The following is a 24,403-nucleotide window of genomic DNA, read 5'->3' on the forward strand; positions in this document are numbered from 1 at the left end:
CATGACATTCAGCGTGCTACGACCCGTCAGGGTGGTTCTGGCCAGCGCCTTTTTGGTGCTGGCCGTTGCCGCGCTGGCGGGTTGTTCGTTTGAGGAAGAGGAAAAAGTCTGGGAGATATCAGGGCCGGTATTTGGCACCCAGTATCATATCAATGTGGTATTGAAGGAAGATCAGGATCGGCTTGAAAATCTGGCCAATGGTATCGAAGAGGTGCTTGAAGACATTGACGCCTCCATGTCTACCTGGCGGAACGACTCGGAACTGTCACGATTCAACCGCCTGGACGACCAGAGCAAGTGGACCGGCATATCCCGTTCGCTTTATGAGGTATTGGCAACGGCGAAGAAAGTGTCCGAACTGACTGGTGGTGCTTTCGACGTGACGGTAGGCCCCGTGGTGAACCTTTGGGGGTTCGGGCCTGATGCCCGACCAGAAGAGGTGCCCACCGAGGATGAACTTTCATCACTGCTCGCAGTCATCGGCCATGACAAACTTGCCCTGAAAGACGAACCGCCTGCGCTCAGGGCCGACCCCAACCAGTACATTGATCTGTCTGCGATAGCAAAAGGGTACGGGGTGGACGCGGTTTCACGTTTCATTGAGTCTGAAGGTATTTCCGCATTCCTTGTGGAAATCGGTGGTGAAGTGCGCGTTTCGGGGCGCAAACCTGGCGGTGAAGCCTGGCGCCTGGCCATTGAAGCGCCGGTGACCGGGCGACGGCAGATCAACCGGGTGGTTGCGCTGGAGGACCAGGCAATGGCAACCTCGGGAGACTATCGTAACTATTACGAATCGGAAGGGAAGCGGTTTTCACATACAATAGACCCCAAGAGTGGCAAGCCGATCACGCACCATCTGGCTTCGGTCAGTGTCATTGCTGAGGATTGTATGACGGCAGACGCACTGGCGACTGCCTTTAATGTCATGGGTTATGAGCAGGCTCAAGAGCTTGCCACCCGCGAAAACATTGCCGCTTACTTTATTGTGCGGGGCGAAGGTGGGTTTCAAACGGATTACACGCCAGCTTTTTCCTCGTTCCTGGCAAATTAACGGAGAGACCTCCTATGGGTACTTTTCTACTGGTTCTGACAATTGTTGTGTTGCTGGTTGCCGGCATGTCGGTTGGCGTTATATTCGGTCGCAAGCCTATTAGTGGTACGTGTGGGGGCATCGGGGCACTGGGTATCAGCAAATCCTGTGATATCTGCGGCGGTAACACGCAGAAATGCGAAGAAGAAAACGAACGCCTTGCCAACGAGGGTAAATCAGCGGACGCGTTGACCTATGATGCCTCCGATAAAAAGAACCGCTGATCCGGCGTAACCAGAACACCATAAAAATTCCGGGAGCCTCTGAAAAGCGCCTGCCTGGCCTGTGCGCAACGGCAGGGTCTTTTCAGAGGCTTCCTCACGACGTAGATAAGGAGTCACTGCAGAATGGCAGAGCATCATTACGACGTCGTCGTTATCGGCGCGGGTCCCTCAGGTGAGGGTGCGGCGATGAATGCGACGAAACATGGTAAACGTGTCGCGATCATCGAGGACAAACCCACCGTTGGCGGTAACTGTACCCATTGGGGCACAATCCCCTCCAAAGCATTGCGCCATTCGGTCAAGCAGATCATCACGTTCAACACCAATCAGATGTTCCGCGATATCGGGGAGCCACGCTGGTTCTCGTTCCCGCGCGTTTTGCAGAATGCCCAGAAAGTGATCGGGAAACAGGTCAAGCTGAGAACCCAGTTTTATGCCCGCAACCGGGTGGACCTGATCAACGGCAGGGCCAGCTTTCTGGACACCAACCGGCTGGAAATCCGTGGTAACAAGTCCCACGAGATTCTCCACTTCAAGCAGGCTATCATCGCCACAGGCTCGCGTCCGTATCTTCCGCCCGATGTGGATTTCCGTCATCACCGCATCTACAACTCCGATACGATTCTGAATCTTTCCCATACCCCCCGCACCCTGATCATCTATGGTGCAGGTGTTATCGGTTCCGAGTACGCTTCGATTTTTGCGGGGCTTGGGGTGAAGGTGGATCTGATCAACCCCGGCAGCCGTCTGCTGACGTTCCTGGATGACGAAATATCCGATGCCCTGAGTTATCACCTCCGCAACAATGGGGTACTTGTCCGCCACAACGAGGAATACGAGTCAGTGGATGGCGACGACCACGGGGTAGTGCTGTCACTGAAATCCGGCAAAAAAATCCGTGCGGATGCCTTTCTCTGGTGTAATGGCCGCAGCGGCAATACCGAGAAGCTGGGGCTGGAGAATATTGGCCTGACCCCCAACGGCCGGGGCCAGCTGGCCGTGGACGACCATTACCGGACTGAGGTGGAGAACATTTACGCAGCAGGCGACGTCATTGGCTGGCCCAGCCTTGCCAGTGCTGCCTATGACCAGGGCCGCTCAGCGTCCTCTGACATCGTCAAGGATGATTACTTTCGCCTTGTCACCGATGTGCCTACTGGCATCTATACCCTCCCGGAGATCAGCTCCGTCGGAAAAACCGAGCGTGAGCTGACCGAAGCCAAGGTGCCGTATGAGGTGGGGCAGGCATTCTTCAAGGATCTGGCGCGGGCACAGATCACCGGCGATCCCGTCGGAATGTTGAAGCTGCTGTTTCACCGCGAATCCCGCCAGTTACTGGGCATTCACTGCTTTGGTGACCAGGCCGCGGAAATTGTTCACATCGGCCAGGCCATCATGAACCAGGAAGGGGAAGCCAATTCCCTGAACTATTTCATCAACACTACGTTCAATTACCCGACCATGGCCGAGGCCTATCGGGTAGCCGCACTAAACGGCCTGAACCGGATCTTCTGACCTGGCGTTGTCGGCCCTGCTTTGCCCTCCGGGTAAATTCAGGGCTGCTTTAGACCGGTTATCGAAATACATACGTGTACTGGTCGGATAGTCGGTGATGATGCTGTCGACGCCTTTAGCCTCAAGCTGCAGCATGTCGTGGATGCGATTAACGGTCCACGTGGAGACGTGCATCCCTCTTCTGTGTGCATCATTCACGATGGCTTCCGAGCAGATACGCCAGCCGATGCACAGAAAGTCACAGTGCAGCCGGGCGGCGGCGTTTACGGGTTTCGGGAATTTACGGTCAGTAACCAGACCAATTCGTACCTTTGTATCCCTGCGGCGTGCCTGTTGAAGGAACCATGGATCTGAAGAGGTGATGGCAACGCGGTGATACAGGTCGCGACGCTGAATCACTTCGGTCAGGCGATTGCAGAGAACATTAAGACGGCGACGGGTGTCTTTTTTCACTTCCAGTTGCAAATGCTCGAAATCGGGATACTCGTTGAGCAGTGTTTCCAGTGAGGGAATGCCGACGGCCCTGGGCCAGGGTTTGCTGTTTCGCCGGGCGTCCATCCCCGCAAGTTCGTCGGCGGTAAAGCTGCCGACACTGCCGTTCTGGTCGGTAGTGCGGTCTACCGTGAGGTCATGAACGATCACGGGCTTGCCATCTTTGGACAGGACCAGGTCGAGTTCAAAATGCCGTACACCATGACGATAGGCATGGGTAAAACCGGCAAGGGTGTTTTCCGGGGCTTCTCCCTTTGCGCCCCTGTGCCCATAAACGATCATGCTTTAGCGGATTCCTTCAGGCGATTGTAAATTTGCTGGCGTTTCTTCCAGGTGTCGTGACACAGGCGGATGTCTTCCAGGTAGGCCGGCAATTCTTCCATCAGCAGGGCCTGTGGGCCGTCCACGAGTGCCTTTTCCGGCTTCGGATGAAAGTCCACCAGTACCATGTTGGCGCCGGCAATCACCCCCTGGGCTGTGGCATGCATGACGTCCAGAACGCCGTCGGGCGCTCGTTCACGGCTTCCCACCGAATGGGATGGGTCGACGCACACCGGCATACGGGTAAGGCGTTTCACCGCAGGCACATGGGCGAAGTCGACCATGTTGCGGTGTGGCTGGCCGGCCTCGGTTTTCATTCCGCGCAGGCAGAAAATCACGTTGGCGTTGCCCTCACTGGCAAGATACTCCGCCGCGTTCAGGGATTCGTTAAGGGTGATACCAAAACCGCGCTTCAGGAGCACTGGATAGGTGGACTGGCGGCCAATGGCCTTGAGAAGCTCGAAGTTCTGGGTGTTGCGGGTGCCGACCTGAAGCATGACGCCGGTCGGGCGGCCAAGCTGTTCAAGGCAGTGGTCAATCTCCTCGATATGGCTTTCATGGGTGATTTCCATGGCAATCACCTTAATGCCATGCTTTCCTGCTTTTTCGAAAACCCAGGGCAGACAGCCCTTACCGTGACCCTGGAACGAATACGGATTCGTCCGTGGCTTGTAGGCGCCCATGCGGGTGCACACCTGACCGTTTTCCTCCAGCGCCTGCATCATCTGCTCTACGTGCTCGGGTACATCGACGGCGCACAGCCCGGCAAAGATGTTCAGGTTGGACTGGTCAAACGTAACACCATTGTAGGTGAAGCCACTCTGGCGGCGGTCGTCCTTGTGGCGCCCCAGTATCCGGTAATCGTCGGAGATGCGGATGGCCCGCTCGACGGCCGGCAGGGCTTCGATTTCATCCTTGTCGAGGGACTTGGTTTCACCCAGCAGGTAAACCTCGGTGAGGCGCTGTTTGGCGCCCTGAACCTCATGAACCCTGACGGACACCCCTGGCAGGTTTTCGAGAAAGTGCATGGTCTGGCGATAGGCTTCGCTATCCAGGGCGGTATCCGGGTGGAGAATGGCTAACATACTTGCTCCTTAAGCTTCAGTCAGCTTCCTCGGCGCGGTGGCGGGCCTGCACGAATTCCCTGTGGTTCAGGTGCAGCAGGTCTGCCATGCGGCGAATCAGGTGTTCCTCGTATTTGTCGATACGGCCATCGGCAAAGGCTACCCGCCAGATACTCTCGAGCAGGGCCTGTTTGTCTTCCTGGCCCAGCTGTTCATTGATCATACCGGTAAATTCGTACAGGGACGTGGCGTCATCGGCATGGCTGAGAGCGTCCTGGAGAATGTCTTCCGCCTCCTCCCGGGTCACCTGGTGGGCCCGGACTGCGCAATCCACGATGGTTTTCAGTTCTTCGTCGTCCTGCTCATTGTCCACTCTGGACAACTGCACCATCAGTGCAGTGGCGGCAACGGCAAGCTGGTGATTGTCTGGCTGCGTTGGTTCGTCCTCAGGTGAACCAAACAGTTTTTTCAGGCGCTCAATCATGGTTTACGACACTCCTCCCGGTAGCGGCTGCAAGTCAGGCGGCCTGGGAAAGCCGGCGGACACGGTTCTCCAGCTCGATCTGGTCATTCGTAAAACGGCGGATGCCGTCCGCCAGTTTTTCGGTGGCCATTGCATCTTCGTTGGATTCCCAGCGGAACAGGCGTTCATCAATGTGGCCGGGCCTGTCAGCACTTGTCGCGCCGTTGGCCGACAACCGCTGCGGCAGGTCGCCGGAGTCGTTGTCCAGTTCCTGCAACAACGCCGGGCTGATGGTGAGCCGGTCACAGCCGGCCAGCATCTCGATTTCACCGGTGTTGCGGAAGCTGGCCCCCATGACGACGGTCTTATAGCCGTTGGCCTTGTAGTAGTTGTAGATACGGCTGACGGACTGCACACCAGGATCCTCTTCCGCCGGGAAGGCATCACGGCCGGTGGCAGCCAGGTGCCAGTCCAGAATGCGGCCCACAAACGGAGAAATCAGGAAGGCGCCGGCATCTGCACAGGCGGCAGCCTGGATAAAGGAGAACAACAGGGTCAGGTTACAGTGAACTCCTTCCTTCTCCAGCTGCTCGGCAGCGCGAATTCCTTCCCAGGTGGAGGCAATCTTGATCAGTACCCGGCTGGTGTCCATGCCAAGGTGGTCGTAAAGCTCTACCAGACGGCGGGCCCGGGTGAGGGTGGCGCCGGTATCGAAGGAAAGTCTGGCGTCCACTTCCGTTGAAACCACGCCCGGAATACGGCCCAGAATCTCTTTTCCAGCCAGTACGGCCAGCATGTCGGTGGCGTACGTCAGCTGCTCGGCGTCGGAGCCACCCTGTTTACGAGCGGCGGCCACGGCCTCGTCCAGCATGGGGCGATAGGCGTCGGAGGCCGCGGCCTTGAGAAGTAGCGACGGGTTGGTGGTGGCATCCTGCGGCTTCCACTGGGCGATAGCGTCCAGATCCCCGGTATCGGCTACCACGGTGGTCATGGCTTTGAGTTGTTCGAGCTTGCTGGTCATTCGTCCTGTCGTCCTGATAGGTCTGTTATTGATCGCCCGTATCGTGGGCGCTGAAGGTCATACGCCTACAATAACGGGCTGCTCTGACAGGAACAAGACAGTAAAAGGTATCAGGGCGGTCAGGCCGGCCCTGCCGCCAGGTCGTCGGGCTCCGGAACCCGGGCCATGGCCTGCTCGATAACTTCGATACCGGAACCCGGCTTGTGAGCGTTCTCACTGATGTAGCGGCGGAACTGGCGGCCTCCGGGCTGACCATGGAACAGGCCCATGAGGTGACGCGACATATGGGTGAGGTACACGCCGCGGTCAAGCTCATCCTGAATGAATGGTAATACCGAGCGCAGGACCCCGTGGCGGGATTGTGCCGGCCCCGGTTGTCCGAAAAACTCGCTGTCCACGCCGGCCAGCAGCCACGGGTTGTGGTAGGCCTCGCGGCCGAGCATCACCCCATCCGTGTGTTCAAGGTGCTGATGGCACTCATCGAACGTCTTGATGCCGCCGTTGATGACAATTTCCAGGTGAGGGTAGCGGGCCTTGAGCCGGTATACCCAGTCGTACTTCAGTGGCGGTATGTCCCGGTTTTCCTTGGGGCTCAGTCCTTCCAGAATGGCAATGCGGGCATGAACGATAAAGGTGCGACATCCCGCCTCCGCGACTTTTTCGATGAATTCACACAGATCTTCCCAGGATTCGCGGTCATCAATCCCTATCCGGTGTTTCACCGTTACCGGCAGCCCGGTGGCATTGATCATCGCCCGCACGCCCTCGGCAACCTTGTCCGGACAGGCCATCAGGCAGGCGCCGATCATGTTGTTCTGTACCCGGTCGCTGGGGCAGCCCACGTTCAGGTTCACTTCACTAAAACCGTATTGCTCGGCCAGCCCGGCGCAGTGGGCCAGCTCCTGCGGGTTACTGCCGCCCAGCTGCAGTGCCAGCGGGTATTCCGCCTCGCTGTGGCGCAGAAACCGCGCGGTATCCCCGTGGATCAAAGCGCCCGTGGTGACCATTTCGGTATAGAGCAGGGTGTGCCGGCTGAGCTGACGAGCCAGGTAGCGGTAGTGGGTGGTCGTCCAATCCATCATCGGGGCCACGCAGAAGCGGCGTGACAGTCCGGTGGGAGGGATTGCCGGTTTTACTCCGGTCTGTTCTGGCATCGGTGCCGTGCTGCTGGTAATCATTAACTGCCTAATCTGAATCTGTGACTGGTCGCTGAGGTCAACGGAGCCATTGAAAAGAGCTGCTATTCTATCAGGAAATCAGAGTGCCTGGCCGTAAGGCTTTGGCGAAACACGGGACTCGTCATGAACGATTGCATTTTTATTACCGGTGCCGGTGCCGGAATCGGCCGGGCTACGGCCAGGCTCTTTGCTGGGAAAGGCTGGTTCGTCGGCGCCGCAGACAGAAACTCCGAGGCGCTGGATGCCCTGCGCGACGAACTCGGCACCAACAGGTGCAGTACTCATGTCGCGGATGTTACCGACGTCTCGTCAGTAACGCAGGCGCTGGAGCAGTTCGCCGGGTACACAGAGGGCAGGCTGAGACTGTTGCATAACAACGCCGGTATCCTGAGCGTCGGTCCCTTTGCTGAAATGAGCCCTGCCGAGCATCGTCGTGTGGTAGAGGTCAACGTGATTGGCCTGATGAATGTCCTTCACGGCGCCTTTCCCTACCTCAAGGCGACGCCCGGCGCCCAGGTGATCAACATGAGCTCCGCGTCGGCCTCCTATGGAATCCCGGATTTCGCCTCCTATTCCGCCAGCAAGCATGCGGTGCGTGCGCTTACCGAGGCGCTGGATATCGAATGGGAGCAATATGATATACAGGTCGGGGATCTGATGCCGCCGTTTGTGAATACCGGTATGGTCCAGTCCAACGAAGGGCAGTCGGCCCTGTTCGACAGCATGGGCATCAACCTGACGCCGGAGACGGTTGCGGCTTCGGTCTGGCAGCAGGTGCGCAAACCGCGACTGCACCGCCCGGTTTCGATGCAGTTCCGGGCACTCTGGCCCATTACCCGCACGGCGCCAACCAGCGTTACACGGGCAGTTATGAAACGGTTATGGCGAAAAGATTAGCAGCGTCCGCTGCACGGAAATGACTTATGACAACGAACGGAATGGCTGAATCCGCTAGGTTGAGACAAGGTACGGCAGCTTCATGTTCAGGGGGTCAGTCATGTCCAGTTCTGGCGATGCATTGGCGTCATTGGAGTTTTTTCCTTGGAGCCGGCATTTTGAGGTTGGCATTGAGGAGATTGATGAGCAGCACCAAACGCTTGTGAAAATCGTTAACCGGCTGGTCTGGCATGCAGTGTCTGACGTTCCCCAGTCCCGGTGTGATCAGATCCTCGACGAATTACTGTCTTACGCCAACTATCACTTTACCGCCGAAGAGCGTATCTGGAAGGCGGCACTTGGTGGCGCTGCCATCGCCCGCAATCACCACGACTCACACCAGATGTTCTTCGCCCAGATCCAGACGTTTCGCAGCAGTGATCAACCCAGGGGCCAGATAATGTCCGACCTGTTTGACTTTCTGGCTCGCTGGCTGGCTTTTCACATTCTGGAATCAGATCGCCGGATGGCCATGACCGTCAAGGCCGTGGAGCGGGGCGCTTCCCTGGATGAGGCCAGGAAGCAGGTTGACGACCAGTTGGGGGGCCGTGGTGGTGAGTTGATTTCGGCGCTGCTGGAAGTCTACAGTAAGCTCTCTTCGAGTACCGCGCAGTTGATGCGGGAAAACCTCACCAGAGAGTAACTTTGAATGCCGGTAATGGTACAGGCACTCACGCCTGTGTTTGTGTTGATACTGCTAGGCTACCTGTTCCGGCGCTGGCATTTTCCGGGGGATGATTTCTGGGCCCAGGCGGAGCGCTTCACCTATTACGTGCTTTTCCCGGCAATGCTGATCTTCAAGCTTGGTCAGGCGAGGGTGTCGCCGTCCGCCTACGGTGACATACTGATCCTGATCATTGCCATGCTGGTGACTATGACGTTGTTGCTGGGGGCTCTTCAGTGGATCTGGCGTTGGCCCGGGCCCGTGTTTTCGTCCGTGTTTCAGGGCGGCATTCGTTTTAATTCCTATGTTGCACTGGCGGCAGCCGGTATGTTGTTAGGGGATGAAGGCCTGTCTCTGATTGCCATTGCGGTGGCGGTAAAAGTCCCTTTACTCAACCTGCTGTGCATCCTGATGTTTTCCCTGGTTGCCGGTAGCGAGGCGGTAAGGCTGAAGCCGGTACTTAAAGCCATTGTCTCCAATCCGTTGATTATTGGCTCGGTGGTCGGAATGGTCTGGAGTTATTTCCGGATAGGATTCCATCCCCTGGTGGCCGGCATTCTGGAGCCATTGAGCGACCTGGCGCTGCCACTTGGCCTGATGACGGTTGGCGCCGGCCTGCAGTTGAAAGCACTGCGTGGAGCCTCAGTGCCGTTCCTGGTCTCGTCGACGGTCAAACTGGCAGGTTTCCCGTTACTGACAGCCGCACTGGCGATGTTGTTGGGGATGGACGGGTTGATGGTTCAGGTGGTCATACTGCTGGCGGCGCTGCCCACGGCCACCTCGTCATACATCCTGGCGCGTCAGCTCGGTGGTGACGCGCCACTGATGGCGGGAATCATCAGTGGCCAGACGTTGCTGGCCATGTTGACGATTCCGTTGTTACTGGGCGTTCTGTGGTAGGCACTTGAGTACAGCGTCCGCCAGGCTTTGCTGAAACGCGACGTAACCGTCGCGATCGGGTTCGATGTCCGTGGCCAGTGGATCCCAGGTGCTGAAGGTGATGTCCAGGCCTTCAGTGATTGAGCGCCACCACTGGCGATTAAACTGTGGTTCGGTCAGCAGGCAGGGTTGATTGGCCTGTTGCAGCTTCTGTTGCACCTCTGCGATGTGCCGGGCACCCGGAGACAGTTCCGGATTCAGGGTCAGGATCCCTTCCAGCGTCAGATCGTAGTGCTCGGCAAAGCGGGTAAACGCATCGTGGTAGGTAAACAGATCGATGTCAGCTACAGGCTTCAGCCGGGTAGTGATGTCGCTCTCTGCGGCGGACAGTTCCTGTTCGAATCTTTCCAGGTTGGCATCAAGGATGGCCCTTTGTGCGCCGTCCTGTTGCGACAGCACCTTGTGAATGTCCCTTGCCATGTTCAGTGCCAATGCCGGGTCAAGCCATATGTGCGGGTCTTCACCGTCACCATGATCGTGGCCATCATGCCCGGTTTCATTTTCCTGCCCATGCCTGTGCTCGGCATGGCCATGATGACCGTCGTCAGCGTCGATTTCGGGCACGTTCTCTCCGTGCATCAGCGAATAGGTGCGTTCACTGAACTCGGAGCTGCCAAGCAGGCGGGTAAGAAACGTTTCCAGTTCCGGCCCCACCCAGAAAATAGCATCGGCATTTTCCAGCGCCCGGCGCTGGGATGGCTTCATGGTGTAGTTGTGGGGGCTGGCCCCGGGTTGGACGAGAGTGGTGACTTCCACCTCCCCAGAGGCCACGGCTCTTACCAGAAGTTCGATGGGTTTCAGAGAGGTGACAACCTGGGTAGCCGCCAGGGCAGGGCCGGTAAACAATAGCGCCGCGAGACTGAGTGCGGCGGCGCCAGCAGAATGATTAACGATCATAGTGATTCGGGCCTTGAAAACTAATGATACGTTATAATATAACAATCAAGGTGACAGATGAAGTGGAATCGTGGATGGCCATGCGAAATCCTTTCGTGGCCGGTATAATGCCTGGCTTTTAACGCACAGCCTTCATCAGGCAGTAACCTTCAGGATGCTTTCATGACCGTACGTACCCGAATCGCACCGTCCCCCACCGGTGATCCCCACGTTGGTACCGCCTTTGTGGCACTGTTTAACCTGTGCTTTGCCCGGCAACATGGCGGCCAGTTTATTCTGCGGATTGAAGATACGGATCAGGTTCGCAGCACCGAAGAATCGGAACAGGACATCCTGAAGGCTCTGCGCTGGCTGGGACTTGAGTGGGATGAGGGACCGGATGTGGGTGGTTCTCATGGCCCCTACAGGCAGTCAGAGCGCAAGGACTCGTATCGGCAGTACGCATTGGATCTGGTCACCGAGGGGCACGCTTTCTACTGTTTCCGCACCCCCGAAGAGCTGGACGCCATCCGTGAAGAACGCAAGGCCCAGGGTCTGAATCCGGGCATCAAGGGTGATCTGGAACTGCCGGAGGAAGAGGTCAAGCGCCGCCTGGACGCTGGCGACCCCTATGTCATTCGTATGAAAGTGCCGGAAAACGGTGTTTGCGAGATTGAGGACATGCTCCGTGGCACCATTGAAATCGACTGGTCCCAGGTGGACAGCCAGATCCTGCTGAAATCCGACGGCATGCCTACCTATCACCTGGCCAATGTGGTGGACGATCACCTGATGGAGATCACCCATGTTCTGCGAGGTGAAGAATGGATCAACTCCGCGCCCAAGCACAAACTGCTGTACGAATATTTTGGCTGGGAGATGCCGGTGCTGTGCCATCTGCCACTGCTGCGCAACCCGGACAAGAGCAAGCTGTCCAAGCGCAAGAATCCCACCAGCATCAATTTCTACGAGCGTATGGGGTTTCTGCCGGAGGCGGTGACCAATTACCTCGGTCGCATGGGTTGGTCCATGCCGGACGAGCGGGAGAAGTTCACTCTGGACGAAATGATCGATCATTTCGATATCCAGCGCGTGTCTCTGGGTGGCCCGGTTTTCGACGTGGAGAAACTGCGCTGGCTCAACGGTCAGTGGATCCGTGATGAACTCAATGATGACCAGTTCATCGAGCGCATGCGTGACTGGTGGTTCAACGAGCAGGCCCTGCGGGAACTGGTACCCCACATCAAGGGCAGGGCGGAAGTCTTCAGTGATGTGGCCCCGATGGCTTCGTTCATGTTCTCCGGCATGCTCAACCTGAAGCCGGAAGATTTCAGCCACAACAAGCTCGACGAGGCCCAGGTCAAGCGGGTACTCCAGTTCACCCTGTGGAAACTGGAAGCCCAGCGCCACTGGAGTAAGGACAACATTTTTGCTGACATCAAAACCCTGGCCAAGGCCATGGAACTGAAAATGGGCGATTTCATGTTTGCCATCTTCGTGGCCGTGGCAGGTACACCCAACTCCTGGTCCGTCATGGACTCCATGGCCATCATTGGTCCGGACATGACCCGGTCCCGTCTGCGTCATGCTCTTGAGGTAATGGGCGGTTTCTCCAAGAAGGAAACCAAGCGGGTGGAGAAGGCGTACGCAGGCCTGCTCGCAGAGTGACCAGATTGATGAATTTGTAAACTGCCCTCCGCAGGGATCTACACGAAACTGAAAAAACGTTGGAAAAAAGGTTGACGCCCCAGGGGGCGATCCTTAATATACGCAGCCGTTGAGGGGCCATAGCTCAGCTGGGAGAGCGCAACACTGGCAGTGTTGAGGTCAGCGGTTCGATCCCGCTTGGCTCCACCAATTTCTAGTCCCCTTCGTCTAGTGGCCTAGGACTCCGCCCTTTCACGGCGGCAACAGGGGTTCGAACCCCCTAGGGGACGCCAATACGGCTTAACGGTTTAGTCCACCGTCAAGCCAACAGTAAGAACCGCCTCCGGGCGGTTTTTATCGATAACAGACCCTCGCCCTATGGGCGGGGGTTTGTTGTTTTTAGGGTGCCGGTACCTCCCTGGTCCAGCCCTTCCACCGGGATAATCTCGGTATTCTTTATTTCCCGCAAAGCAAAGTTTGAGTTCACCTGCGCGATACCCTGCAAAGTGAAAATCTTCTCGTTCAGGAAGCGATCGTAGCTGGCCATATCAGGAACGATGACCCGCAATACGAAATCGGCGTTGCCGGTAACCGCAAAACACTGGAGTACCTCCGGGTAGCTGCTGACCTGCTGCTCAATTTCTTCGGTGCTGTCGATGCTGTGTCTTTGTAGCGACAGGTTGACCAGCACACACAGCCCCTGGCCGATTTTCTCCGGATTTACTCTTGCACTGTACCCCTGAATGGTTCCGCTTTCCTCAAGTGTCCGTACCCGCCGCCAGCAGGCCGCAGGCGATAACCCCACCTGTTCCGCCAGTAGCTGGTTGCTGATACGTCCTTCCTGCTGGAGTAACGAGAGGATTCGGCGGTCCAGTTTGTCCAGATCCACGTGTGTCATTTGGTAACACCTGATTATTGTCAAAGATTCTTTCTTTATATTGTCATTTATCAAACAATCTTTCGCAAATCCCGAAAACCTTCATCCAATAAGCAAGCACCTTTTGCGGACTTCCCTCTAGAATTTTGGTTATAAAACCGACAAAAGGAGGGCACCATGTCCGCCGATACTCCACAACTCGACGACTACAAACTGGAAGACCGTTATCTGCGGACAGCAGGGCGGGTTTTCCTGACCGGAACCCAGGCGCTGGTCCGAGTACCTTTGATGCAGGCAGCCCTTGATCGCAAGCACGGTTTGAACACGGCGGGCCTGGTCAGCGGTTATCGCGGTTCCCCGCTGGGCGCGTACGACCAGGCACTCTGGCAGGCCCAACCCCTGCTTGATGAGAACCGCATCGACTTCGTGCCGGCTATTAACGAGGATCTCGCTGCCACCATCATGCTGGGCACCCAGCAGGTTGAAACCGACGAGGACCGCCAGGTGGATGGTGTGTTCGGCCTCTGGTACGGCAAAGGCCCGGGGGTCGACCGCGCCGGTGATGCCCTCAAGCATGGCACAACCTATGGCTCATCACCCCATGGTGGCGTACTTGTGGTTGCCGGAGATGATCATGGCTGTGTCTCCTCTTCCATGCCTCACCAGTCCGATGTGGCTTTCATGAGCTTCTTCATGCCCACCATCAATCCGGCTAACATCGCCGAGTATCTGGAATTCGGCCTCTGGGGCTACGCGTTGTCCCGCTATAGCGGTTGCTGGGTCGGCTTCAAGGCCATCTCCGAGACCGTCGAAAGCGCCGCTTCCGTGGAGCTGCCACCAGATCCGGAGTTCGTAACGCCAGATGACTTTACGGCACCCGAAGGTGGCCTTCACTACCGTTGGCCGGACCTGCCCGGACCCCAGCTGGAAACCCGTATCGAGCACAAGCTGGCGGCCGTGCAGGCTTTTGCCAGGGCCAATCCGATCGACCGCTGCCTGTTCAATAACCCGGAGGCCCGTTTCGGTATCGTAACCACCGGCAAGGGTCACCTGGACCTGCTTGAAGCGCTCGACCTGCTGGGGATGGACGAGGACCAGGCCCGCGACATGGGGCTGGATATCTACAAAGTGGGCATGGTGTGGCCTCTGGAGCGCCGCGGCATTCTCAACTTCGTTCACGGCAAGGAAGAGGTGCTGGTGATCGAAGAAAAGCGGGGCATTATCGAAAGCCAGATCAAGGAGTATATGTCCGAGCCGGATCGTCCCGGCGAAGTGCTGATTACCGGCAAACAGGACGAGCTGGGGCGCCCGCTGATTCCCTATGTTGGGGAACTGAGCCCGAAACTGGTTGCCGGCTATCTGGCCGCACGTCTGGGCCGTTTCTTCTGTGTGGATTACAGCGAACGCATGGCAGAGATCACCGCCATGACCACGGCCCGGGATCCGGGCGGTGTGAAGCGACTGCCGTATTTCTGCTCTGGCTGTCCGCACAACACCTCCACCAGGGTGCCCGAAGGCAGCAAGGCCCTGGCCGGCATTGGCTGCCACTTCATGGCCTCATGGATGGGCAGGAATACCGAATCGCTGATCCAGATGGGTGGTGAAGGGGTCAACTGGATCGGGAAAAGCCGGTATACCGGCAACCCCCATGTGTTTCAGAATCTGGGGGAGGGCACCTACTTTCACTCCGGTTCCATGGCGATCCGCCAGGCCGTTGCGGCCGGGATCAACATAACCTACAAGATCCTGTTTAACGACGCCGTGGCCATGACCGGGGGCCAGCCTGTGGATGGTCAGATCACCGTGCCGATGATCGCCCAGCAGGTGGCGTCCGAAGGTGTTCGCCGGGTTGTGGTGCTCAGCGATGAGCCGGAAAAGTACGATGGCCATAAAGACCAGTTCCCGAGGGACGTCACCTTCCACGACCGGTCAGAACTCGATGCGGTTCAGCGCGAACTTCGCGAGATTCCTGGTTGCACCGTACTGATCTACGACCAGACGTGTGCGGCTGAAAAACGCCGGCGGCGCAAGCGAAATCAGTTTCCGGATCCGGCCAGGCGGGCTTTTATTAACCACCACGTATGCGAAGGTTGTGGCGATTGCTCGGTGCAGTCCAACTGCCTCTCGGTTGTGCCCCGCAAAACCGAACTTGGCCGTAAGCGCAAGATTGACCAGTCTTCCTGCAACAAGGACTATTCGTGCATCAATGGCTTCTGCCCCAGCTTTGTCACGATTGAAGGCGGACAGCTGCGCAAGTCCCGGGGCATGGATACCGGTTCAGTGCTGACCAGCAAACTGGCCGATGTGCCCGCTCCGGAATGTCCTGAAATGACAGGGTCCTACGATCTTCTCGTGGGCGGCGTCGGCGGCACCGGCGTGGTTACCGTCGGGCAGCTGATCACCATGGCTGCGCACCTCGAATCCCGTGGTGCTTCAGTACTGGATTTTATGGGTTTCGCCCAGAAAGGCGGCACGGTGCTGAGCTACGTACGCTTGGCGCCGTCCCCGGAGAAACTGCATCAGGTGCGGGTCAGCAATGGCCAGGCCGACGCGATTATCGCCGGTGATCTGGTCGTAGCTTCATCCCAGAAAGCCCTGAGCGTCATCAGGCCGAAGCACACCCGGATTGTTGCCAACGAGGCGGAATTGCCTACCGCTGACTATGTGCTTTATCGCGATGCCGACATGAAGGCGGACAAACGCCTGGGCCTGCTGCGGGATGCCGTTGGTCCGGACCATTTTGATCAGCTCGATGCCAACGGCATCGCCGACAGGCTGATGGGGGACACCGTATTCTCCAACGTGATGATGTTGGGCTTTGCCTGGCAGAAAGGGCTGCTGCCGCTGTCGGAAGCCGCGCTGATGAAAGCCATCGAATTGAATGGCGTGGCGATCGAGCGCAACAAGGAAGCGTTTGGCTGGGGCCGGGTGGCCGCAGTTAACCTGCAGGCGATCACGGACCTGCTGGAGAACGGTACTGGGAAGGTGGGCACCATCAGCCCGGAACCGACCCTGGATGAACTCATTGAGACCCGTCACAGGCATCTGGTCGACTATCAGAACCAGCGCTGGGCTGATCAGTACCGTAAAGGTGTCGCCGACGTCCGGAAGGCCGAGGAGACACTGGGTCAGAGCAATCTGCTCCTGACGCGGGCCGTGGCTCAGCAGCTTTACCGCTTTATGGCCTACAAGGACGAGTACGAAGTGGCCCGTCTGTTCGCAGAAACCGACTTCATGAAGGAGGTAGAGGACACCTTCGAAGGTGACTTCAAGGTCCATTTCCATCTGGCCCCCCCGCTGCTGAATGGCAAAACCGATGCCCAGGGACGTCCCCAAAAACGCCGGTTCGGGCCCTGGATGTTTCGGGCCTTCCGGCTGCTGGCAAAATTCCACGGCCTGCGTGGAACCCTGGTGGACCCGTTCCGTTACTCGGCGGATCGCAAGCTTGATCGAGCCATGTTGCGGGAGTATCAGAGCCTGGTGTCCCGTATTGGCGCGGAACTGAACGCCAGCAACTACGAAACCTTCCTGCAGTTGGCGGAACTGCCAGCAGATGTCAGAGGATTTGGGCCGGTACGCGAGCAGGCTGCCGAGAACATCGAAGAAAAACGGTCCCAGTTGACCAGGGCGCTGGACACGGGGCGGCCGACTCTTATCCGCACTCAACAGGCAGATGAGGGAGTGAATCATGTTTGAAACACTGAGGCCTCTGCCACAAGACCCGATCCTGCAACTGATGCAGACCTTCCGGGACGATCCCCGGCCAGACAAGGTTGATCTGGGAATTGGCGTTTACAAGGATGACGCTGGTAATACGCCCATTATGACGGCTGTGCAGGACGCCGAGCGGCGTCTGCTGGAGGGTGAAACCACCAAAAGCTACGTGGGCCCGGCCGGTTCTGCCGGCTTCAACAACGCAATGGCAGAGCTGATCCTGGGCAGTAATAACCCACTGATCCGGGATCGTCGGGCCTCCGTTATCCAGACGCCGGGTGGCTGCGGCGCACTGCGAATGGCGGCCGAGTTCCTGCGCCTGTGCAAGCCGGATATAAAGGTCTGGGTGAGTACACCCACCTGGGCCAATCACCTCCCTCTACTGGGTGGCGCCGGCCTGACTATTCGCGAATATCCTTACCTCAATCCAAAGACGCTGCAGGTAGACTTCGGCGCCATGCTGGAAACCCTCGAACAGGCAGACCCAGGGGACGTGGTGTTACTGCACGGGTGCTGCCACAACCCTTCTGGTGCCGACCTGAGTCTCGCTCAATGGCAGGACATCACCGGCCTGATCCAGCGCAAAGGCCTGTTGCCTTTCGTGGATATGGCCTACCAGGGCCTTGGCGAAGGGCTGGATGCCGACGCGGCGGGCCTGCGCCACCTGGCTGGAGAAGTGCCGGAAATGCTTGTTGCCGCCTCCTGCTCCAAGAACTTTGGTCTGTACCGGGAGCGCACCGGGGCCCTGGCCCTGATTTCGGCAACGGCAACCGTAAACGCGGCCGCCACCAGCCAGCTGCTGAGCGTTATCCGGTCCCATTACTCCATGCCGCCGGCCCACGGCGCCGCAATCGTGGAGACCATACTGGGTGATGACGGATTGCGCTCCGCGTGGCAGAAGGAGCTGAACGGGATGTGCCAGCGCATCCTGCACCTGCGTCACGCCTTTGCGGATTCCCTGTCGTCAGTTGGCGATTTCAGTTTTATCGCCCGTCAGCGGGGTATGTTCTCATTCCTGGGCGTGAGCCCGGAGCAGGTGGGCCAGCTTCGCAAGGAGCATGGCATCTATATGCTCGATAGCAGTCGCCTCAACGTGGCGGGGCTCAACGACCTTGTTCTGCCACAAGTAGCGGCCTCGATACGCGAGGTCCTTGTTCAGTAAACAGCAGCCCCCACGTAACAGACCCGGAAGATCAATCCGACAAAAACAATTAACCGGAGACAAGAATGAATGAGAGTACCCAACCACACCAGCAGTCCAACAACCTCTGGTCATCAAGACTGGCCTTTATCCTGGCCGCCGCAGGTTCGGCGGTCGGCCTCGGTAACATCTGGAAGTTTCCCTATATCACTGGCGAGAATGGCGGTGGCGCTTTCGTCCTTGTTTATCTGGCCTGTATTTTCCTGATTGGCGTACCTGTTCTGATCGCCGAAACCATGATTGGCCGCCGGGGCGGCCAGAGCCCTGTGGCCACGATGCGAACCCTGACCACGAGTGAGGGTACCGCCAGAGGATGGAGAGTCATCGGCTGGAACGGCGTTATCGCGTCGTTCCTGGTGCTGTCATTCTACGCCGTAATCGGGGGCTGGGCCCTAGTGTACATCGGAAAAGCGGCTGCCGGCATGTTTGCGGGTGCAGGCGCCGACGCTATTGGTGGTCAGTTCGGCGGACTGCTGGCAAATCCCTGGGAGTTGCTGCTCTGGCATTCCGTGTTCATGGGGATTGTGGTTTTTATTGTTGGCCGGGGCATCCGTTCCGGCCTGGAAAAAGCGGTGAATATGCTCATGCCGCTGTTGTTTATCCTGCTGATTGCTATGGTTATCTACGCCATGAACAGTGGCAGCTTCGGCCGGGCAGTGGCCTTCATGTTCTCGCCGGATTTCAGCAAGTTGACCACTGCAGGCGTGCTCACGGCTCTGGGCCATGCCGCTTTTACTCTCAGCATCGGGATCGGTGTGCTCATGGCCTATGGGTCGTACCTTCCGAAGCGTGTCAACATTGCCAGAACGGCCATGACCATCGCCGTTCTTGACACCAGTGTTGCACTGCTCGCAGGGCTCGCTATCTTTCCGTTGGTGTTTGCCAACGGCCTCGAACCCGGTGCTGGCCCCGGCCTGATCTTCGTGACCCTGCCGCTGGCTTTCGGTCAGATGAGCGGCGGTGCGCTATTCGGCACCATTTTCTTTGCGCTGCTGCTGGTAGCCGCCATTACCTCGGCGATTTCCATGCTGGAACCGGTGGTTGAGTGGCTGGAAGAGCATAAAGGTGTGACCAGGGCGAAAAGCGCTCTGGGTGGAGGCTTGGCAATCTGGTTGATTGGTATCGGCACAGTGCTGTCCTTCAATGTCTGGGAAGACCTGCATCCACTGGGCTTCATTACGATCTTTGAAGGCAAGACCGTGTTCGATCTGCTCGATTTTCTGGTCTCGAACCTGATGATGCCCCTGGGCGGGCTGGCTATTGCCCTGTTTGCGGGCTGGGCGATGAAGCGGGAAGGCTTGCCATCGGATATAGGTCTGGAGGGCAGGGCGTTCAGAGCTTTTATGTTTACGCTTCGGTACGTGACGCCGGCGGGTATAGCCGTAGTGTTCCTATACAATCTGGTGTAAGCATAATCCTGCCTCCATGGATGGGGGCAGGGGCCTGCAGAAGAAACTCAGCGCGAAGCAATAGCGCCTTTACCAACCCCTTCGTAAGCCTTGACCCGGATAACATCCTCGGGAAACTCGGATTTAAGCTGCGCGGCGATGTGCGCTGCGATGAGTTCCACGGTCGTATCTGACTCCAGCATGTAAACGCGGCGCTCGGGAAGGGTCAGGGCAAACTCTCCCTGATTGGCTTCGTACTCAAAGGCCACATACGCTGTGCCATCCTCGCCCACCCAGCGTTGGGTTACATCCTCTTCGGACCCGACATAGATATCCTGCCACAGCTTTGCCCAGCGATTCTCAAGTTCCCGGTCCCGATAGCCGTTACGGTCAATATGGATAGGAGAGCGATGCCCATGGGCAATGCGCTGGCAGTTACCCAAGTGTTTCTTCAGGCCGTGAACATAATGGTAGTAGGCGCCTTCAATGACATCTTCCCGCAGCGTTATCTCCACGTCGGTCACATTGGCCGGAAGTACCGCCCGCAATTCGTTCTCCAGAAGGGCAGCAACCGCAGAAGGCACTACCCGCTCAGAAGACAGCCAGACCACAGCTTCGGCCGGGGATCGGTGTAGAATATGGGTGCCATCTTTCAGGTGCCAGACAAAGCGGTGCGGCTCATCTTCGTTCCATTCCAGACCGCTATAGCCACGGGGAATCACCAGGCGGTGATCAACACGCTCATCGATCACCCGTTTGATGGTGCGTTTGACGTTGCTGAAATCAAACACCATACCCTGGTCATCCAGCTCGCCACCCAGAACCACATCTACAATCCAGCTTTCACCTACCAGCCCGCGCGTGGCGTCCAGGTAGGCGAAGTCGATAACCGTCAGATTGTCTACGAAAAGGTGGTTCATCGGAGGAGCCCGGAAAGATGAGGTTGATTGATGAGGGAATTCTAGCAAAAATCCGCCAACGCTAGCAGCTCTGCGTAGGGTGCGTGGCGAAAACAACGGAGCAGGTGATAATGGAGAAGACCAGCAAAGATCGCCATGAGGCCTTTCCCGTACTGGTGCTGGCAGCCGGAGCTTCGCGGCGGATGGGCCGGGCAAAGGCCCTGTTGCCGCTGAATTCGGGGATACTACTGGATCACGCCATTGGCCAGGCCAGGCAGCTCGGAGGCGCGGTTACTGTTGTGACAGGCAGGTGGTACCCCCTGGTTCGTTTTCGCTGCCGTCGCCAGCCATCCGCCTGGATCTATGTCCGGAACTGGCATTCGGGGCTGTCGGCTTCTCTGAAAACGGGGTTGGGACGCATGGGGCCACGGGCCAAAGGGGTGTTCGTGATATTACTGGATCAGCCCCTGATTGAGTCCGAAGCGTTGGCAGCCCTGGCACAGGCGGCCAGGCATAGCCCATCGCAGCCCTTTGCCGCAGACATGCATGGCAACCCGGGAGCGCCGGCCTATCTTCCCCGGCGCTTGTGGTCACAGGTAATGACGCTTGAAGGAGACAAAGGCGCGGCCGGCATCCTTGCGAGAAACCGCGCTACCCGGATCGCCATGGCCGGCGCCGATTCGGATGTAGATACACCCGCGGACTGGCGCCGTATCCGCCCTCAGTTAAGCGAACAGCCCTGACAGCCAGGCGATACCCACCGCAAAAATGCCCAGGCTGGCAGCCAGGCCCATGGTATAGATGCGTGACGTCGCCGAACGCTGCTGGGATACGAACAGATCGATGGTGCGCTGGGCGATGTCCTCAGCGGTTTCCCGGGAGATCTCGTGGGCCTGCTGGATGGCTTCGGACTGCAGTGTCTGCCAGAACTCGGTGTCGATCGTCTGCACGCTGGTGATGTGGTCCTTCAGTTCCGCCATGTGATCGCTGGTAAAGCCGGTATTGCGGGACAGGTCCTTGCGCAATTCAGCCAGTTCTCGGGCAAGGTTCAGGTTCACCTCCGCGGCCACGTCATCACGAAGGTTACGCGTGCGTTGCTCTATCATTTCGGTGACGGCATTCAGGCGTTCTTCAACAGCGGCTTCCTGTTTTTTGCCAGACTCGTCCAGCGCCCGCTTGAGGTGATCAAACTGCTCGTCAAACAGTGAGCTCAGTAGCTCGTGCAAGCGGTTGTTGATGTGGGTCTTCACCGCGGAGCGGGCAATCTGTTCGATCAGGTCGCTGGTCAGAGGAACCACCTGGGGGCCGCTGCCATTGGGTTCGGTCCGTGGCTCATCGTCCGCTCGCGGCGACATTTCCAGGGAGGCGTCGGCGGGGATATCCAGCAGGTCCTCCTCGTTAACGTCGGCAGTGATGTCCAGTTCCGGTGGCTCGGGCAGGGTGCCTTCAGTTACATCACTGTCAAGCTGCTCGAGAACAAGGCTGAGGCCCTCGGTATGAGGCGGCTTGGTGAGGATATTATAGACACCGAAATTGCGAGCTTCCTCCATGAACGACTGTGACTTCTTCGAGGTGCACATGATGATGGGAATGGTGGCAGTTTCCGGGTTGCCCTTTATGGCTTTGGTGGCTTCAACGCCATTCATGCCCGGCATCAGATGATCCATGAAGATCACGTCAGGGCGTTTGTTGGAGTTAAGGAAGTCCAGCGCCTCCTCTGCCGAACCAGCCATATTCACTTCCATGTCCCGGCCTTCCAGCAGTTTGCTCAGGGCAAATCGAGCCACTTTCGAGTCGTCCACCAGGAGTGCGTTCTTGATCGCCATGTCACAACCTCAACCTTTACTGCATGTGTGTTCATTATCGGGCTGATGCTTACCAGCCTTCCAGTTTCGGGCATTGGGTTGCCCGATAGCTTTTCTCCCGATAACAAACACCGGGTTCCTTGGTCCGGGCGGTGAAGACCTCCCCGGCTGCCGTTGTCAGGCGCACCTGCCCGTATGGCTCGCCATACCGGAAGGTGGCCTCGATCGAGCTGCCGTTGGGATTGCGCAGCAGCCCCTTGCCATGGAACGAGCCTTCAATGTATTCGCCTTCGTATTTCTTGCCGTCTGCAAACACTTCCTTGCCCTTGCCATGGAACTCTCCGTTGGAGAACTCGCCTTCGTAATGGCGGCCGTCAGGATAGGTGAGGGTGCCTTCGCCATGAAATTCGTCGTTCCGGAAGCCGCCTACGTACAGCATGCCATCCGATGTGGTGAGCGAGCCATGGCCGTTCAGTTGTCCTTCGGACCATTGCCCGGTCAGAATGTCATTGTTGGCGAGGGTAAGCGTGCCCTGACCATCAAACCGGTCGTTGCGGAACTGACCGGTATAGCGGGTGTCGTCTGCGTCCCGCCATATCCCTTCGCCGTGCCGCTCCCCCTCTTGCCAGTCCCCTTCGTAGCGGCTGCCGTCGGGATACCAGGCGGTGCCTTTGCCATCAAATTCACCATCCACAAAGTGCCCTTCGTAGCGCAGACCCTCGGCATCTTCATAGGTGCCGTCGCCGGTTTTAACACCGCCTATCCAGGTGCCGTCACGGTATTCCACGCGGGTGTAGGCCTCGAGTTTGCCCACCAGCGTCTTTTCGTTGCCAGCAGAGAGCGCGACAGTCCGCTGCCAGGGCTTATAGCCCTCTTTACTGATGACCACCTCATATTTGCCGGGCTCCAGCTCAAGATCCAGGCGCGTGGCCCCATATTGCTTGCCATTGATGGTGACTTCGTCGCCTAGCACATTCGAACGCAGTACCAGAAGACCGGTCGTCGGGCGAGGCTCTTCCGGTTGCTGCTGCGGGGCATCAATACGGGTTTCCGGCATTGCCGAGAGTGGCTCGGCTACCGCCACCATCTCGGGGTCTTCGGGTAGCTCGGGAATCGAGAAGGGTTCGCCGGAAGCGGCCAGGGCGCTGTCTGCCAGCGGCAGTTCCGGCGCATCAACTGTAACCGTTTCGGTGGTCGTCTCTTCCCGGTAAAGTTCGTCGGATGCCGGCTCCGGGGCGCCGGTGGAAACGGTGGCGATGGTTTCTTCGGGGTCTGGCTCGCTGGCTATCGCGTCCGTACCGATGGACAGCTCCTCGCGCACTGACGCAAAGCCAGCCGTCACCAAAAGCATCAGTGCCAGTGCGTTAACAAACAGTAGCGGTCTGAAATCGACCATGAGAAACCTCTCAATGCTGCATTCTTGTGTTACTACTGATACCCCGACCGTTTCTTTGTGATTGTTCAACCAGGGTCAGGGATTACACAGCCTTATCTTACCCAGTCGGGGCAATGTTATGTAACACAAAGTCACTGAAGTTAACGAGAATGCAGGACAAATCACACTTTCTCCGGAAGCTGATCATGGTTGAGCTGCTCCCAGGAACGCATGTACACATCTGCCTCATATTGATAGGGGGATTTGAACGGCGTCAGCACGAAATCGAACACCAGAAAGAAGAACCCGACAGATCCCCAGGCGATGGCCAGCGTACTTATGGTAGTGGCCTGGACTTCCGGGTTGGCGCTGACAAAACTTTCCAGCAGCGGGATCAGGTCCGATGCCATAACCACCGGGTTGAAGCTGGAAAGTACAAACGGTATCCAGAACGCCAGGAACACCGGAAAGAACCCGAAGGACCAGAGCACCCGGCGTAGCAGGTATATACCAATCGCACGCCAGAATCGTTGCCTGATCTCGGGCACCCGCCGTATGCGCTCCAGATACCTGCGACGTTCTGCCCAGTAGGCCGCCACTTCCGGGGCGTGTATGTTCAGGCCTTTGGGCGTGGCCCTGTGGCCGATACCGGAAGTGCCTGGAGTCTGGTTACCCTGGGTTTCAGTCGTCATGGAATCGGATGCTGCCTTGTGG

22 protein-coding genes and 2 tRNA genes are annotated in these 24,403 nt (G+C 57.8%); 13 read left to right on the forward strand and 11 right to left on the reverse strand.

Annotation, left to right across the window (positions count from 1 at the left end; genetic code table 11):
• Position 1: 1 nt before the first annotated feature.
• From ABJM11_RS07145 to sthA, 3 genes are all read left to right on the forward strand, one after another.
• The gene (locus ABJM11_RS07145; protein ID WP_348295063.1) at positions 2-1,051 is read left to right on the forward strand and encodes an FAD:protein FMN transferase; all 1,050 of its coding nucleotides are present in this window, start codon (positions 2-4) and stop codon (positions 1,049-1,051) included.
• A 14-nt stretch (positions 1,052-1,065) separates the two neighbouring features.
• The gene (gene nqrM, locus ABJM11_RS07150) at positions 1,066-1,314 is read left to right on the forward strand and encodes a (Na+)-NQR maturation NqrM (protein ID WP_348295064.1); all 249 of its coding nucleotides are present in this window, start codon (positions 1,066-1,068) and stop codon (positions 1,312-1,314) included.
• Positions 1,315-1,437: 123 nt separating this feature from the next.
• The gene (gene sthA, locus ABJM11_RS07155; protein WP_348295065.1) at positions 1,438-2,829 is read left to right on the forward strand and encodes a Si-specific NAD(P)(+) transhydrogenase; all 1,392 of its coding nucleotides are present in this window, start codon (positions 1,438-1,440) and stop codon (positions 2,827-2,829) included.
• On the opposite strand, the gene ABJM11_RS07160 is transcribed toward sthA, so the two are convergent.
• The 5 genes from ABJM11_RS07160 to dusA all read right to left on the reverse strand — a co-directional run bounded on the left by ABJM11_RS07160 (position 2,803) and on the right by dusA (position 7,344).
• Complete coding sequence (locus ABJM11_RS07160) at positions 2,803-3,603, reverse strand: glycerophosphodiester phosphodiesterase (RefSeq protein WP_348295066.1); 801 nt, start codon at positions 3,601-3,603, stop codon at positions 2,803-2,805. The two genes, sthA and ABJM11_RS07160, sit on opposite strands and share 27 nt — an antisense overlap.
• A complete protein-coding gene (locus ABJM11_RS07165; RefSeq protein WP_348295067.1) occupies positions 3,600-4,727 on the reverse strand; it encodes a 3-deoxy-7-phosphoheptulonate synthase in 1,128 nt (375 codons plus the stop codon). Before ABJM11_RS07165 ends, ABJM11_RS07160 begins: the two co-directional genes overlap by 4 nt.
• Positions 4,728-4,743: 16 nt before the next feature.
• Positions 4,744-5,190, reverse strand: a complete 447-nt coding sequence (locus ABJM11_RS07170; RefSeq protein WP_348295068.1) for a TerB family tellurite resistance protein — start codon at positions 5,188-5,190, stop codon at positions 4,744-4,746.
• A gap of 34 nt (positions 5,191-5,224) precedes the next feature.
• Positions 5,225-6,190 carry a transaldolase gene (gene tal, locus ABJM11_RS07175; RefSeq protein WP_348295069.1) on the reverse strand — a complete coding sequence of 322 codons (966 nt, stop codon included), beginning with the start codon at positions 6,188-6,190 and terminating at the stop codon, positions 5,225-5,227.
• Positions 6,191-6,309: 119 nt separating this feature from the next.
• Complete coding sequence (dusA, locus tag ABJM11_RS07180; protein ID WP_348295070.1) at positions 6,310-7,344, reverse strand: tRNA dihydrouridine(20/20a) synthase DusA; 1,035 nt, start codon at positions 7,342-7,344, stop codon at positions 6,310-6,312.
• Between the two features lie 147 nt (positions 7,345-7,491).
• Between dusA and ABJM11_RS07185 the strand changes: the two genes are divergently transcribed.
• The 3 genes from ABJM11_RS07185 (at position 7,492) to ABJM11_RS07195 (ending at position 9,868) form a co-directional block, all read left to right on the forward strand.
• A complete protein-coding gene (locus ABJM11_RS07185) occupies positions 7,492-8,265 on the forward strand; it encodes an SDR family oxidoreductase (protein WP_348295071.1) in 774 nt (257 codons plus the stop codon).
• Between the two features lie 100 nt (positions 8,266-8,365).
• The gene (locus ABJM11_RS07190; protein WP_348295072.1) at positions 8,366-8,947 is read left to right on the forward strand and encodes a hemerythrin family protein; all 582 of its coding nucleotides are present in this window, start codon (positions 8,366-8,368) and stop codon (positions 8,945-8,947) included.
• A 6-nt stretch (positions 8,948-8,953) separates the two neighbouring features.
• Entirely contained in the window at positions 8,954-9,868 is a 915-nt protein-coding gene (locus ABJM11_RS07195) for an AEC family transporter (RefSeq protein WP_348295073.1), read from the forward strand.
• On the opposite strand, the gene ABJM11_RS07200 is transcribed toward ABJM11_RS07195, so the two are convergent.
• Positions 9,848-10,804, reverse strand: coding sequence for a metal ABC transporter solute-binding protein, Zn/Mn family (locus ABJM11_RS07200; RefSeq protein ID WP_348295074.1), 957 nt, complete (start codon positions 10,802-10,804; stop codon positions 9,848-9,850). The two genes, ABJM11_RS07195 and ABJM11_RS07200, sit on opposite strands and share 21 nt — an antisense overlap.
• A gap of 162 nt (positions 10,805-10,966) precedes the next feature.
• On the opposite strand from ABJM11_RS07200, the gene gltX reads away from it, so the two are divergent.
• From gltX to ABJM11_RS07215, 3 genes are all read left to right on the forward strand, one after another.
• On the forward strand, positions 10,967-12,451 hold the full coding sequence (gene gltX, locus ABJM11_RS07205) for a glutamate--tRNA ligase (RefSeq protein ID WP_348295075.1): 1,485 nt from the start codon (positions 10,967-10,969) through the stop codon (positions 12,449-12,451).
• A gap of 113 nt (positions 12,452-12,564) precedes the next feature.
• A tRNA-Ala gene (locus ABJM11_RS07210) sits at positions 12,565-12,640 on the forward strand.
• 7 nt (positions 12,641-12,647) lie between these two features.
• A tRNA-Glu gene (locus tag ABJM11_RS07215) sits at positions 12,648-12,723 on the forward strand.
• An 83-nt stretch (positions 12,724-12,806) separates the two neighbouring features.
• Here the strand turns inward: ABJM11_RS07215 and ABJM11_RS07220 are convergent.
• Complete coding sequence (locus ABJM11_RS07220; RefSeq protein WP_348295076.1) at positions 12,807-13,328, reverse strand: Lrp/AsnC family transcriptional regulator; 522 nt, start codon at positions 13,326-13,328, stop codon at positions 12,807-12,809.
• Between the two features lie 156 nt (positions 13,329-13,484).
• Here ABJM11_RS07220 and ABJM11_RS07225 point away from each other — a divergent pair, with 156 nt between their 5' ends.
• The 3 genes from ABJM11_RS07225 (at position 13,485) to ABJM11_RS07235 (ending at position 19,631) form a co-directional block, all read left to right on the forward strand.
• Positions 13,485-17,003 (forward strand): indolepyruvate ferredoxin oxidoreductase family protein, encoded by a 3,519-nt coding sequence (locus tag ABJM11_RS07225; RefSeq protein ID WP_348295077.1) that lies wholly within the window; start codon positions 13,485-13,487, stop codon positions 17,001-17,003.
• A complete protein-coding gene (locus tag ABJM11_RS07230; protein WP_348295078.1) occupies positions 16,996-18,183 on the forward strand; it encodes an amino acid aminotransferase in 1,188 nt (395 codons plus the stop codon). Before ABJM11_RS07225 ends, ABJM11_RS07230 begins: the two co-directional genes overlap by 8 nt.
• Before the next feature lie 65 nt (positions 18,184-18,248).
• Entirely contained in the window at positions 18,249-19,631 is a 1,383-nt protein-coding gene (locus ABJM11_RS07235; RefSeq protein WP_348295079.1) for a sodium-dependent transporter, read from the forward strand.
• 47 nt (positions 19,632-19,678) lie between these two features.
• On the opposite strand, the gene ABJM11_RS07240 is transcribed toward ABJM11_RS07235, so the two are convergent.
• Positions 19,679-20,530: a 6-carboxytetrahydropterin synthase gene (locus ABJM11_RS07240; protein ID WP_348295080.1), complete on the reverse strand. Its 852-nt coding sequence runs from the start codon at positions 20,528-20,530 to the stop codon at positions 19,679-19,681.
• A gap of 110 nt (positions 20,531-20,640) precedes the next feature.
• Here ABJM11_RS07240 and ABJM11_RS07245 point away from each other — a divergent pair, with 110 nt between their 5' ends.
• Entirely contained in the window at positions 20,641-21,252 is a 612-nt protein-coding gene (locus tag ABJM11_RS07245; RefSeq protein WP_348295081.1) for a nucleotidyltransferase family protein, read from the forward strand.
• Here ABJM11_RS07245 and ABJM11_RS07250 read toward each other — a convergent pair.
• From ABJM11_RS07250 to ABJM11_RS07260, 3 genes are all read right to left on the reverse strand, one after another.
• On the reverse strand, positions 21,235-22,335 hold the full coding sequence (locus ABJM11_RS07250) for a response regulator (protein WP_348295082.1): 1,101 nt from the start codon (positions 22,333-22,335) through the stop codon (positions 21,235-21,237). The genes ABJM11_RS07245 and ABJM11_RS07250 overlap by 18 nt on opposite strands.
• 49 nt (positions 22,336-22,384) lie before the next feature.
• Positions 22,385-23,710, reverse strand: coding sequence for a PEGA domain-containing protein (locus ABJM11_RS07255; RefSeq protein WP_348295083.1), 1,326 nt, complete (start codon positions 23,708-23,710; stop codon positions 22,385-22,387).
• A 161-nt stretch (positions 23,711-23,871) separates the two neighbouring features.
• Complete coding sequence (locus ABJM11_RS07260) at positions 23,872-24,381, reverse strand: hypothetical protein (RefSeq protein ID WP_348295084.1); 510 nt, start codon at positions 24,379-24,381, stop codon at positions 23,872-23,874.
• Positions 24,382-24,403: the final 22 nt, after the last annotated feature.

Origin of the sequence: Marinobacter sp. (assembly GCF_039977835.1) — a bacterium.
In the GTDB taxonomy this organism is placed as follows: domain Bacteria; phylum Pseudomonadota; class Gammaproteobacteria; order Pseudomonadales; family Oleiphilaceae; genus Marinobacter.

Excerpts from the sequence above, each read along its gene's own strand:
- ABJM11_RS07230 (WP_348295078.1), top strand. The coding sequence starts at position 16,996 with ATGTTTGAAACACTGAGGCCTCTGCCACAAGACCCGATCCTGCAACTG.
- ABJM11_RS07190 (WP_348295072.1), top strand. The coding sequence starts at position 8,366 with ATGTCCAGTTCTGGCGATGCATTGGCGTCATTGGAGTTTTTTCCTTGG.
- ABJM11_RS07145 (WP_348295063.1), top strand. The coding sequence starts at position 2 with ATGACATTCAGCGTGCTACGACCCGTCAGGGTGGTTCTGGCCAGCGCC.
- ABJM11_RS07220 (WP_348295076.1), bottom strand. The coding sequence starts at position 13,328 with ATGACACACGTGGATCTGGACAAACTGGACCGCCGAATCCTCTCGTTA.
- ABJM11_RS07235 (WP_348295079.1), top strand. The coding sequence starts at position 18,249 with ATGAATGAGAGTACCCAACCACACCAGCAGTCCAACAACCTCTGGTCA.
- ABJM11_RS07245 (WP_348295081.1), top strand. The coding sequence starts at position 20,641 with ATGGAGAAGACCAGCAAAGATCGCCATGAGGCCTTTCCCGTACTGGTG.
- sthA (WP_348295065.1), top strand. The coding sequence starts at position 1,438 with ATGGCAGAGCATCATTACGACGTCGTCGTTATCGGCGCGGGTCCCTCA.
- tal (WP_348295069.1), bottom strand. The coding sequence starts at position 6,190 with ATGACCAGCAAGCTCGAACAACTCAAAGCCATGACCACCGTGGTAGCC.
- ABJM11_RS07170 (WP_348295068.1), bottom strand. The coding sequence starts at position 5,190 with ATGATTGAGCGCCTGAAAAAACTGTTTGGTTCACCTGAGGACGAACCA.
- nqrM (WP_348295064.1), top strand. The coding sequence starts at position 1,066 with ATGGGTACTTTTCTACTGGTTCTGACAATTGTTGTGTTGCTGGTTGCC.
- ABJM11_RS07165 (WP_348295067.1), bottom strand. The coding sequence starts at position 4,727 with ATGTTAGCCATTCTCCACCCGGATACCGCCCTGGATAGCGAAGCCTAT.
- ABJM11_RS07185 (WP_348295071.1), top strand. The coding sequence starts at position 7,492 with ATGAACGATTGCATTTTTATTACCGGTGCCGGTGCCGGAATCGGCCGG.
- ABJM11_RS07240 (WP_348295080.1), bottom strand. The coding sequence starts at position 20,530 with ATGAACCACCTTTTCGTAGACAATCTGACGGTTATCGACTTCGCCTAC.
- ABJM11_RS07200 (WP_348295074.1), bottom strand. The coding sequence starts at position 10,804 with ATGATCGTTAATCATTCTGCTGGCGCCGCCGCACTCAGTCTCGCGGCG.
- ABJM11_RS07225 (WP_348295077.1), top strand. The coding sequence starts at position 13,485 with ATGTCCGCCGATACTCCACAACTCGACGACTACAAACTGGAAGACCGT.
- ABJM11_RS07160 (WP_348295066.1), bottom strand. The coding sequence starts at position 3,603 with ATGATCGTTTATGGGCACAGGGGCGCAAAGGGAGAAGCCCCGGAAAAC.
- ABJM11_RS07195 (WP_348295073.1), top strand. The coding sequence starts at position 8,954 with ATGCCGGTAATGGTACAGGCACTCACGCCTGTGTTTGTGTTGATACTG.
- ABJM11_RS07260 (WP_348295084.1), bottom strand. The coding sequence starts at position 24,381 with ATGACGACTGAAACCCAGGGTAACCAGACTCCAGGCACTTCCGGTATC.
- gltX (WP_348295075.1), top strand. The coding sequence starts at position 10,967 with ATGACCGTACGTACCCGAATCGCACCGTCCCCCACCGGTGATCCCCAC.
- ABJM11_RS07250 (WP_348295082.1), bottom strand. The coding sequence starts at position 22,335 with ATGGCGATCAAGAACGCACTCCTGGTGGACGACTCGAAAGTGGCTCGA.
- ABJM11_RS07255 (WP_348295083.1), bottom strand. The coding sequence starts at position 23,710 with ATGGTCGATTTCAGACCGCTACTGTTTGTTAACGCACTGGCACTGATG.
- dusA (WP_348295070.1), bottom strand. The coding sequence starts at position 7,344 with ATGCCAGAACAGACCGGAGTAAAACCGGCAATCCCTCCCACCGGACTG.